Annotated in this window: 11 protein-coding genes; 3 read left to right on the top strand and 8 right to left on the bottom strand. The window is 73.4% G+C overall.

The window, feature by feature from the left end:
* Positions 1 to 4 precede the first annotated feature (4 nt).
* The 7 genes from NQU54_RS33735 to NQU54_RS33705 form a co-directional block, all read right to left on the bottom strand.
* Positions 5 to 865: a hypothetical protein gene (locus NQU54_RS33735; protein ID WP_306279341.1), complete on the bottom strand. Its 861-nt coding sequence runs from the start codon at positions 863 to 865 to the stop codon at positions 5 to 7.
* 298 nt (positions 866 to 1,163) lie between these two features.
* On the bottom strand, positions 1,164 to 2,696 hold the full coding sequence (locus NQU54_RS33730; protein WP_257634350.1) for a hypothetical protein: 1,533 nt from the start codon (positions 2,694 to 2,696) through the stop codon (positions 1,164 to 1,166).
* A 130-nt stretch (positions 2,697 to 2,826) separates the two neighbouring features.
* Entirely contained in the window at positions 2,827 to 3,906 is a 1,080-nt protein-coding gene (locus NQU54_RS33725; protein WP_257634349.1) for a DUF2891 domain-containing protein, read from the bottom strand.
* The gene (gene pcp / locus NQU54_RS33720) at positions 3,903 to 4,547 is read right to left on the bottom strand and encodes a pyroglutamyl-peptidase I (protein WP_257634348.1); all 645 of its coding nucleotides are present in this window, start codon (positions 4,545 to 4,547) and stop codon (positions 3,903 to 3,905) included. The genes NQU54_RS33725 and pcp overlap by 4 nt, the downstream gene beginning before the upstream one ends.
* Before the next feature lie 11 nt (positions 4,548 to 4,558).
* Positions 4,559 to 5,527: a DUF979 domain-containing protein gene (locus NQU54_RS33715; protein ID WP_079256545.1), complete on the bottom strand. Its 969-nt coding sequence runs from the start codon at positions 5,525 to 5,527 to the stop codon at positions 4,559 to 4,561.
* Positions 5,524 to 6,246 carry a DUF969 domain-containing protein gene (locus NQU54_RS33710; RefSeq protein WP_069871424.1) on the bottom strand — a complete coding sequence of 241 codons (723 nt, stop codon included), beginning with the start codon at positions 6,244 to 6,246 and terminating at the stop codon, positions 5,524 to 5,526. Before NQU54_RS33710 ends, NQU54_RS33715 begins: the two co-directional genes overlap by 4 nt.
* A gap of 133 nt (positions 6,247 to 6,379) precedes the next feature.
* Entirely contained in the window at positions 6,380 to 7,090 is a 711-nt protein-coding gene (locus NQU54_RS33705) for a GntR family transcriptional regulator (RefSeq protein ID WP_257634363.1), read from the bottom strand.
* 259 nt (positions 7,091 to 7,349) lie between these two features.
* On the opposite strand from NQU54_RS33705, the gene NQU54_RS33700 reads away from it, so the two are divergent.
* From NQU54_RS33700 to NQU54_RS33690, 3 genes are read left to right on the top strand one after another with little or no spacing between them, the layout of a single operon-like run.
* Positions 7,350 to 8,129 (top strand): LamB/YcsF family protein, encoded by a 780-nt coding sequence (locus NQU54_RS33700; protein ID WP_100808102.1) that lies wholly within the window; start codon positions 7,350 to 7,352, stop codon positions 8,127 to 8,129.
* Entirely contained in the window at positions 8,126 to 8,812 is a 687-nt protein-coding gene (pxpB, locus tag NQU54_RS33695; protein ID WP_257634347.1) for a 5-oxoprolinase subunit PxpB, read from the top strand. Before NQU54_RS33700 ends, pxpB begins: the two co-directional genes overlap by 4 nt.
* On the top strand, positions 8,809 to 9,714 hold the full coding sequence (locus NQU54_RS33690) for a 5-oxoprolinase subunit C family protein (RefSeq protein ID WP_257634346.1): 906 nt from the start codon (positions 8,809 to 8,811) through the stop codon (positions 9,712 to 9,714). Before pxpB ends, NQU54_RS33690 begins: the two co-directional genes overlap by 4 nt.
* 175 nt (positions 9,715 to 9,889) lie before the next feature.
* Here NQU54_RS33690 and NQU54_RS33685 read toward each other — a convergent pair whose 3' ends face one another.
* Positions 9,890 to 10,156 (bottom strand): WhiB family transcriptional regulator, encoded by a 267-nt coding sequence (locus tag NQU54_RS33685; protein ID WP_257634345.1) that lies wholly within the window; start codon positions 10,154 to 10,156, stop codon positions 9,890 to 9,892.
* Positions 10,157 to 10,202 lie beyond the last annotated feature (46 nt).

Below are 10,202 nucleotides of genomic sequence, written 5' to 3'. Positions count from 1 at the left end.
GCGCTCAGGAGTGGAACGGGAGACCGGCGTCGGCCACCAGGTCGAGGTCGTCGCTCTCGTCGGGGGGCAGCAGGGTCGCCCCGCCGTCGCTGACGGGGACGACGCCGAGCTCCAGCAGCTCGGCCATGGCGGCGGAGGCCGCCATGTCGCGCACCTGGAGCTGATAGCGGGCGGTCGTGCGGTAGGTGCCGCCGGATTCGTCCCCGGTGCGCTGGAGGAAGCCGGAGTCGACCAGGAAGGCGGCGGCCTTGCCGACGATGCCGGTGGTGGAACCGGCGAGCCTGCGGGCGTCCTTGGTGGCGCCGGTCGCGCTGCGCCGGGCGTACACCCGCCAGGCGGACTCCAGACCGGGCGCGCCGGTGGTGGGGTCGGTGTTCTCCCCCTGCTCCTCGGCGCGCTCCTCCAGCCGATGGCACGCCTGGCGGACGAAGGCGTCGACGCCGTTGACGGTCACGCGGCCGATATAGCCGTCGTCGGCGAGGTCCTCGGGGCGGGGGAAGGCCAGGGCGGCGACGGCGAGATGGGCGAGGCCGTGCAGAAAGCGGTCGGCGGAGTCGGTGGCGGCCCGGCGGGCGTAGTCGCCCATGCGGACGGCGAAGACGGAGTCCTCGGCGGCGGTGACCGCCATTCCGGCGCGGGTCGACACCTCCAGCACGATGAGCCCGAGCCCGGCGGCGACGGCGTCGGTGAGACGCGCGAACGCCGGTTCGTCGCGGTGACGGCGCAGCAGCTCGGCGTATTCGACGTCCCGCGCGGGCAGCAGCTTGGGCTGGAGCCCGAAGGCCACCAGCCGTGCGGCGTCGGCCGCGTCGGCGGGCGTCATCCCGGGCGCCGCCGGGGCGGGGGCCGCGTCCGGCGGGGTCATCTCGTCGATGTCGTACTCGGTCACGGCTGAACCTCCTCGCGCGGCACGGTCATACGGCGGGCCGGGGCTGATACGGGGCCAACGGCCGGCGCGGCCGCGGCCGCTCGCCGTCGTGGGCCGTCGCCCCCGCCGGGGCGGGCGGCCGCCGGTCCGCCACCGTACGGCGGGACCGACCGGGCGGCGGGCCGAAGCGGCCCGGCCGCGCGCGGCGGACGGCCTCCGCGGGGAGAGCCCTCGTGGCGGAGCCGGGCGGTGCCCGAACCGCCGCAGCCGAAGCCGCGTGTACTCCGGATCGCCATCACGCCACCTCCGCCCGGTCGGCGGCCATACCGGCCGCGTCCAGCAGGGCGGTGCCCACGATGAGGTCGGCGCCGCCGAACTCGTGGTCGTCCAGCTCGGTGCCGTCGTCCACGGCGAACAGCAGCCGCTGCTCGCCCTGGCGGTAGGCGGTGCCGACCGGGGGGCTGGCGGCGTGGACGGCGAGGAGGGCGATCAGATACGGCAGATCGGGGTCGCGGCGGCGGGCGTCGGCGAGCAGCCCGGACAGCCGGCGCGGGGCGTCGGCGGGCAGCTCGAGCAGCTCCATGGCCACCGCCAGCTGCTCCTCGCTGAAGCGGCTGTCGTCGGGGGTGGCGATGAGGTCCGGCTCGGGCATCTCGGCGCCGAGGTGCTCGCGCTCCACGGGCGGGGTGAGCAGCATCTCGACCAGGTCGGCCATCCGTACCGAGGTCGGGGTGCGCAGCCCGGTGCCGCGGGCGAAGAACGCGTCGGTGACCCGGCCCGCGCGCTCGACGGGGAGCGGGAGCACGGGGGCCAGCAGCTGTCCGTACAGGTCGTATCCGGAGCGCGGGGCCGGGGGTGCGAAGGCCTGGCGGTCCTGCTCGGCGCGGAACAGCGGTCCGGCCTCCAGCAGCCGGGACTGCAACTGGGTGTGGCGCCGGATGCAGTCCTTGACTATGTCGACGAGCTCGGCGGCGCGCCGCTTGTGCTCGGCGCTCTCGGCCTCGTCGCGCGCCTTGCGGATGTTGGTGAGGATCGCGTTCTCATGGCGGTAGCGGTCGGCGACGTGGTCGAGCGCCTCGCTGATCAGCTCGGGGACGGTGCTCAGCCAGTCGACGGCGCGGACGTTGCGCCGGGTGGCGTCGAGGGTGCGGCGCAGCGTCTCCGAATACTGCACGGTGCGGTAGCGGGCCTGCTCCGCGGCGAGTTGGGCGTCGGCGAGGCGGCCCCGGCTGATGAGGACCTCCAGCTTGACCTCGGCTGCGATCTGGGCGCTGGTGACATCCGTGTCGAGGGCGCCGACCAGGACGTTGACCGCCTCGTCGGTGGTGCGCAGATAGACGCTGCCGCCGGGGCCGGGCACCTCCTCGATCAGCTTGAAGTCATAGTCCCTGCGGACATAGACCCCATCGGGCCCGAAGGTGCCGTAAACAGCGCGGAAGCCGCGGTCCACACTGCCCACGTTGATCAGGTTCTCCAGCACCCAGCGGGCGACCCGGTCGTGCTCGGGCGCGGGGCGCCCGGGGGCCTGGGCCGCCACCCGGGGCAGCAGCCTGGCCACTATCTGCTCGTGGTCGGCACCGGTGTCGAAGTCCATGTGGAGGGTGACGAGGTCGATGGCGGCGAGGGCGACCTCCGCCATCGCGTACACCCCGTACTCCCCCGCCAGGTTGGCCTTGCGCGCGTCGAGGTCGTGCAGCGGCGCGGTGCAGGCGAGCGCGCGCAGCCGCCGGGCCAGGCCCTCGTCGGCGGCCGGGCCCGGGGCCGGCCGGGCGGCCCCATCAGCGGTGTTGAGCTGGGGCGCGGCGGCCCCCGGCGGTGGAGATGTCACGTCGCACAGAGTAGGCGGTCGCACCGACAACGTACGAAACGGCACGGAGATCCCGCTATGCCGCACCAGATCCCCCGCGCGTGCACGCGTGTACACCGGCGCGTTTCCCGCACCTCACCGATCCGTCAGTCTACGGCTCCCCGGCCGGTGGTCCGTCCAGGGCGAGCGCCGCGAAGGTGGCGAGCCAGTGGTCGGCGGTGAAGTCCCCGGAGACGGTGGCCGGGAGCCCGGCGGCCAGATGGTCACGGGCCGCCGTCCGCAGCACGTCCGCCCGCGGATCGCCGTACGGCAGGGCGGCGGCCAGGCGGCGGAGCGCGGCGGCCCGGCTGAGGATGAGGCCGAGGAGATGACCGATCTGCGGATCGGCGGGGTCGGAGACGACGGGCGGGGTGAGCACGGTGACGGGCGCGCCCCATTCGACGCCGGGGAGGAACCGTTCCAGCCAGCGTGCGAACTCCTCCTGCGGCAGCACCCGGCACATCGCCTCGGCCTCGGTGAGCGTGGGCGAGAGGAAGTCCTGGCCGGAGGGCTCCCAGTGGACGGGGGCGTCGCGGTCGTCGGCGAACCAGCCGAGCACGGCCTCGGTGACCGGTTCGACGATCTCCTTGACACCCGCCGCGGCCGCGCTGTCCAGGACCAGGCCGAGGGCGAAGGCACTGTTGGTGTGGACGCCGTGCCGCACCGGGTAGGTGGCGCGTTCCAGCCATCCGCCCAGCAGTGCGCGGACGGCGTCGGCGGCCGGTTCCAGGGCCTTGGCCCAGCGCTCGCCCGCGGGCCCCGGCAGGCTCCGGCACTCGGCGGTCAGCGCGAGCAGCCAGGCCCATCCGTAAGGGCGCTCGAACGAGGGATGGGCGCGCAGGTAGTCGGCCTCGGCGGCGAGGGCGTCGGCCGTAAGGTGCTCATCCAGTACGGCGGTGACCTCGTCGGCGCGGACGCGGTCGGGGCAGCGGCGCAGCAGCCGGACCAGCAGCCAGTGCATATGGACCGCGGAGTGCCAGTCGTAGGAGCCGTAGAAGGCCGGGTGGTGGCGGCGCGGCTCCACCAGGTCCTCGGGGCCGCGCAGCAGATGCGCCGGGAAGTTGGGGTAGGCCCGGGTGACGTTGGCGGTGGCGACGGCGGCGAACCGGGCCGCGTACTGGCCGAATTCGCGCTCCTTCTCACTTGGCTCGTTCGGCTCGTTCGCTTGATACGGGTCGTTCGGCTCGTTCAATGCGTTGCCCCCTCGGCGATGCGCAGATCCGTGCGGGTGGTCAGGGCCGCCCCGATGATCGCCCGGAGCGCGTCGGCGGCCATGGCGGCGGGCAGTGCGGGTTCGGTGCCGTCCACGACCTGTTCCGGCGCGTACGGGAGGTGGACGAAGCCGCCGCGCAGCGCGGGCCGCTCGGTGGCGATGAGATGGGCCAGACCGTAGAAGACGTGGTTGCACACGAAGGTTCCGGCCGTCTGCGAGACGGCGGCCGGGATCCCGGCCTGGCGGACGGCCGCGACGCACGCCTTGACGGGCAGGGACACGAAGTAGGCGGCGGGGCCGCCCTCGACGACCGGTTCGTCGATGGGCTGACGTCCGGCGTTGTCGGGTATGCGGGCGTCGTCCACGTTGATCGCGACCCGCTCGACGGCGATGCCGTGACGGCCGCCGGCCTGGCCCACGCACAGCACCAGGTCCGGGTCCGTCTCCCGCACGGCGGCGGCCAACTCCTCAAGTGCGGTGCCGAAGACGCAGGCGAGCCGTACGGCCGTCACCTCGGTGCCGGGCGGCGGAGCGGCGGCGACGAGGGAGACGGCCTGCCACGACGGGTTGACGGCCGAGCCCGCGAAGGGCTCGAAACCGGTGAGAAGCACTCGGGTCACAGCGGCCCCCTTCAGAAGGCGAAGAGCGAGATGATGGCGATGTTGCAGACCAGCAGCGCCCCGGCGGTGGGGATCTGCGCCTTGATGGGCCCGTACTGGTCCTTGAGCTCCAGCAGGGCGGCGGGCACCAGGTTGAAGTTGGCGGCCATGGGGGTCACGAGCGTGCCGCAGAAACCGGCCAGCATGCCGACGGCCAGGACGGCGGGCGCGTTCCCGTGCATCTGCTCGATGAGCACGGGCCAGCCGATGGCGGCGGTCATCACCGGGAAGGCGGCGAAGGCGTTGCCCATGATGACGGTGAACAGGGCCATTCCCACGCAGTAGACGGCCACCGCGATGTACTTCTGGCCCTCCGGCAGCACCTGTTCGGTGATCTTGCCGACCTGGGTGCCGACACCGGCCTCCTGGAAGATGGAGCCGAGTACGGCGAGCAGTTGGGGCAGCAGCAGCGCCCAGCCCATGGACTCCAGCAGGCTCCGCCCGGCGTGCAGGGGCACGGTGGGCCGCCGCTCGCGCACCACGACCATGCCGACCAGCAGCCCGACGATCGCGCCGAAGCCGAGGCCGAGGATGGTCTCGCTGCCGGCCTCCAGGACCGGTTCGCCGCCGATGTGCCAGTGCTTGACGGCCGACGCGCAGACGACGGCGACGAGCGGGATGGTGAGCGCCGGGATGAACAGCTTGCTGCCGAGCCGGGCGGCCGTGGCGGTGCGCTGCTCGGGGGTGGTGGTGCGCGGCACCCCGCGCCCGGTGAGCTGGAAGCCGCCCAGACAGACCATGGCGAGGACGGCGACGCCCAGCGGTTCGGCCGGGGCCTTCTTCTCCACCACCCAGCTGCTGTAGAAGAAGCAGCCGCCGAGCAGCCCCCAGAAGGCGGCCGAGCCCAGGCGTTTGGAGTTGCTGCGGTCGACGGCCATCTGGGCGGCCATGGCGAGGAAGACGGCACCGACGAGCCAGTAGAACCACTCCGCCTTGATCACTTGGCTTCCTCCGCGGTGCGGCTGCCCTCGGCAGCGGATCGGCCGCCCTGGGCGGCGAGTTCGTGGTCCAGTGAGCGGTCGAGGCGCAGCAGCCGGAAGCCGTGGATGAGGAACGCGCAGACGGCGGTGGGGATGGCCCACAGCGCCAGCTGGAGCGGCTCCAGATGGGTGTGGTAGGTGGTGTTGACGAATCCGGTGATCAGCAGGATCGAGCCGATGGCCAGGAAGCAGTCCTCGCCGAAGAACAGCCCGACGGTGTCCGCGCTGGCGGAGTACGAGCGGACGCGCTCGCGGATCCGGTCGGGCAGCGGGCCGTGGCGGCGCTCCGCGGCGCCCTCGGCCATCGGAGCCACCATGGGCCGCACGCTCTGGGCCGGGCCGCCGATGCTGGTGAGGCCGAGGGCGGCGGTGAGCTGGCGCAGCGCCAGATAGAGGGCGAGGAACCGGCCGGTGGTGAGCTTGCCGAGCCGTCCGATGAGGGTACGGGCCTGTTCCTGGAGGCCGTTGCGCTCCAGGAGACCGATCACCGGCAGGGTGATGACGAAGATCGTCACCGAGCGGCTGGACGCGAAGCCGTTGCCGAAGGCCGCCAGGATCTCCTGGGGCGAGAGCTTGGCCAGCAGCCCGGTGACGATGCCGGCGACCCCCACCACCAGCAACGGGTTACGTCGTGTGGCGAATCCGAGGACCACCACGAGGACGCCAAGGAGAACGATCATGCGTCCCGCCTTCCGCGCACAAGGACCTCACAGGGGCGGGTGCACCGGAGGCTAGGCGTTCGTTCAACGATCCGACAAGGGCCTGAAACGAACTTGTTCCTGCCTCGCCGGATCGTTTACCGCTGGGAAACCTCTATCGCCGGGACATCTTGCGCCCATAGGCGTCGGCCAACTGTCCCTGGGAATCGTCCAGATAGGAGGCCAGCAACCGCTCCGCCTCCACCGCGTCGCCACTCTGGAGCACCTCCAGGATCTGACGGTTGCGCACCAGGTAGGGGGCATGGAAGCGGCGGGGGTCGGCCATGACATGGAAGACCAGCCGGAGCTCGGCCAGCACCGCGCGCATCAGCTCGTCCGCGCGGGGGCTTCCGGCGAGGGAGACGATCGCCTGATGGAAACGGATATTGGCGGTGGACAGGTCCTGCCAGGCCCGGTCCCGCGCGGCGCGCTCGCCCGCCAGGACCGCCGTCTCGACCGCCCGCACCTGGTAGGGCGGGTCGCCCAGGCCGCGCACCGCCGCGCATTCGACGAGCTGGCGCACCCGGTAGATGTCATTGAGGTCGTCGACCGTGACGACGCGGACGAACACCCCGCGGTTCAGCTCGTGCACCAGCAGCCGCTCATGGGTCAGCAGGCGGAACGCCTCCCGGAGGGTGTTGCGCGAGACGCCCAGCGCGCCGCCCACGCTGTCCTCGGACAGCCGGGTGCCGGGCGGGAAGAACCCCTCGGCGATGCGGTCGCGCAGGATGTCCGCGACGCGCTCCGCCGTGCTGGTGCGCCCCAGCAGCGCCCGGTCGGCCTCGAGTCCGGCGGCGAGATCGGAGGCCCGGGGGTACCCGGCCATCTCCCTCGCCTCGGCCGCCTCCGGCGTCTCCGCGGTCACCGCCGTCTCGTCCGACGTCTCGCCGGATGGGCGCTTTGCACCTTTTGCCCCGTTCGCCACATCAGCCCCTGTTCGGCGTCTCGTTCGTCCCGTATAGCGAGAAGTCAAGCCCAGAAACCGTCACCGGACAACAACCATCTTGTCGGATCGTTCAACGATCGCTTACCTTGATGTGCCACCCACAGCCCCTCCCGTATCCCCCACGCCCGAACGGACGGATATGACCGCATCCTTGGCGAACCTGTCCATCGATCTCAACGCCGACCTCGGCGAGGGGTTCGGCCGCTGGCGGCTCACCGACGACGAGGCCCTGCTGTCCATCGTCACCAGCGCCAATGTCGCCTGCGGGTTCCACGCCGGGGACCCCTCGACCATGCGCCGGGTGTGCGAGCTGGCCGCCGAGCACGGGGTGCGCATCGGGGCCCAGGTCTCCTACCGGGACCTGGCCGGTTTCGGCCGCCGCAGCATGGACGTTCCGCCGCGGGAGCTGGCCGACGAGATCGCCTATCAAATCGGCGCGTTGGAGATCTTCGCCCGTGCCGCCGGGGCGCGGGTGCACTACGTCAAACCGCATGGGGCGCTCTACAACCGCAGCGTGCACGACGAAGCGCAGGCGGCCGCCGTGGTCAAGGGCGTCACCCTGGCCGCTGGCGGTCCGCTGCCGGTGCTGGGGCTGCCCGGATCCCGGCTGCACGAGGCGGCCCGCGCGGCCGGGCTGCCGGTGGTCGCCGAGGCATTCGCCGACCGCGCCTACACCGCCGCCGGGACGCTCGTACCGCGCGGCGAGCCCGGCGCCGTGGTCTCCGACCCCGACACGGTGGTCAAGCGCGCCCTCGGCTTCGCCCGCGACCACGCGGTGACCTCGATCGACGGACAGCGCATCGAGGTGGACGTGCGCTCGCTGTGTGTCCACGGCGACACCCCCGGCGCCGCCGACCTCGCCCGCCGGGTACGGTCCGAGCTGACGGTCGCGGGGGTGCGCGTGGCGGCGTTCACATGACCATGCGGACCCTGCCCGTCGGCGAGCACGGGCTGCTCGTCGAACTCGAAAGCGGCGAGGCCGCCGAGGCGCTCCACGCCGAGCTGTTGCGCCGCGCCGCCGCGCGGCTGCTGCCCGCCGTCCGCGAGATCGTGCCCGCCGCCCGCACCGTGTTCCTCGACGGACTCGCCGACCCCGGACGGCTCGCCGCCGAGCTGCCGGGCTGGCGGATACCGCCCCTCGACCGCGGCGACAGCGAGATCGTCGAGGTGCCCGTGCGCTACGACGGGCCCGATCTGGCCGAGGTCGCGCGGCGGTGGGGGGTGCCGCCCGAGGAGGCCGTACGGATCCACTCGGGCACCGAGTTCCGGGTGGCCTTCTGCGGCTTCGCGCCCGGTTTCGGCTATCTGACCGGGCTGCCCGAGCGGTTCCACATGCCGCGCCGGGCGACGCCCAGGACCCGGGTGCCGGTCGGTTCGGTGGGCCTCGCGGGCGCGTACACAGGCGTCTATCCGCGCGCCTCCCCCGGCGGCTGGCAGCTCATCGGGACCACGGACGCCGTGCTGTGGGACAGCGCACGGGAACCGGCGGCGCTCTTCACCCCCGGCACCCGCGTCCGCTTCATCCCGGTATGGGATACGGCGGACACAACACCGGACTCGACCACCCCGGAGCAGGCGGCGTCGGAAGGGGCGGCCCCATGACCGACAGCGCCTTCGTCGTCGTACGGCCGGGAGCACTGACCACCGTCCAGGACCTGGGCCGCGGCGGCCATGCCCATCTCGGGGTGCCCCGCTCGGGCGCGCTCGACCAGCCCGCCCACCGGCTCGCCAACCGCCTGGTGGGCAACGCCGAAGGGGCCGCGACCCTGGAGACCACGCTGACCGGCTGTGCGGTGCGGCTGCGCCGCGCGGCGACGGTCGCGGTCACCGGCGCGCCCTGCCCGGTCACGGTCGACGGCCGCCCCGCCGCGTGGGGAGCGGCCGTACGGGTGCCGGCGGGTGCGCTTCTGGAGGCCGGGGCCGCCGCCCACGGAGTGCGCAGCTATATGGCGTTCGACGGCGGTGTCGAAGCCGAGCCGGTGCTCGGCAGCCGGGCCACCGATGTGCTCTCCGGGCTCGGTCCGGCGCCGCTCGTGGACGGCGCGGTGCTGCGGCTCGGAACGCCGCACGGGCCCGTGCCCGGTGTGGACGGGGTCCCGCACCGGGGCGTGGCACCGGAGCTGGTGCTCCCCGTGGTGCTCGGCCCCCGCGACGACTGGTTCACCCCGGCGGGGCTGCGCACCCTGGCCACCGGGGACTTCCGTGTCTCTGCCGCGAGCAACCGGATCGGCCTGCGCACCGAGGGCCCCTCGCTGGAGCGGGCCCTGGACGGTGAGCTGGCCAGCGAGGGGATGGCGCTCGGCGCGCTCCAAGTGCCGCCGGACGGACGGCCGGTGCTCTTCCTCGCCGACCATCCGACGACCGGCGGCTACCCGGTGGTGGGCGTCGTGCCGGAGGCGTATCTGGCCGCCGCCGCGCAGGCCGTCCCGGGCACCCCGGTGCGGTTCACCCCGCTGGGCCGGGCCTCCTGGGGGCCGCCCGCCGGGCGGAACGCCACGGGCTGAGCGCTCCGCCGGAAGTGCCCTGCCTGCCGCCGATCATCCGCGGCACCGTCGTGGCCGATCGCCCACGCGGCGGTAGCCGCATATCGACACAGCCGCGGCGGAGCCGCATATCGACACAGCCCCGCGTCCCTTCAGGGCGCCTTGCGAACCGCGGCCGGCGCTTCCGCCGATCCGCTCAGCGGGCACGCCGTGCGCCGGCCCGCTCCCCGCGCTGCGCCTTGCGCCGCAGCGCACGGCGCTCCTCCTCACCGGTGCCGCCCCAGACCCCGTGGGTCATCCCGCTCTCCAGCGCGTACTCCAGGCACTCCTGGATCACCGGGCAGCGGCGGCAGACCTCCTTGGCCCGCGCCTCCTGCTTCTGCGCGGCGGGGCCCGCCGCCCCCACCGGGAAGAACAGCTCCGGGTCCTCATACGTGCATTCGGCGTTCTGCCACCAGGCCATGGCTGCCCCTTCCCTGAACGGCGGTGCTGACCGTGCCCGCCGTCGG

The sequence above is a fragment of the Streptomyces malaysiensis subsp. samsunensis genome (assembly GCF_024519315.1).
GTDB classification, from domain to species: domain Bacteria; phylum Actinomycetota; class Actinomycetes; order Streptomycetales; family Streptomycetaceae; genus Streptomyces; species Streptomyces malaysiensis.
Note: the sequence above shows the minus strand (reverse complement) of the source record. Positions and strands in the feature narration are given on the sequence as shown.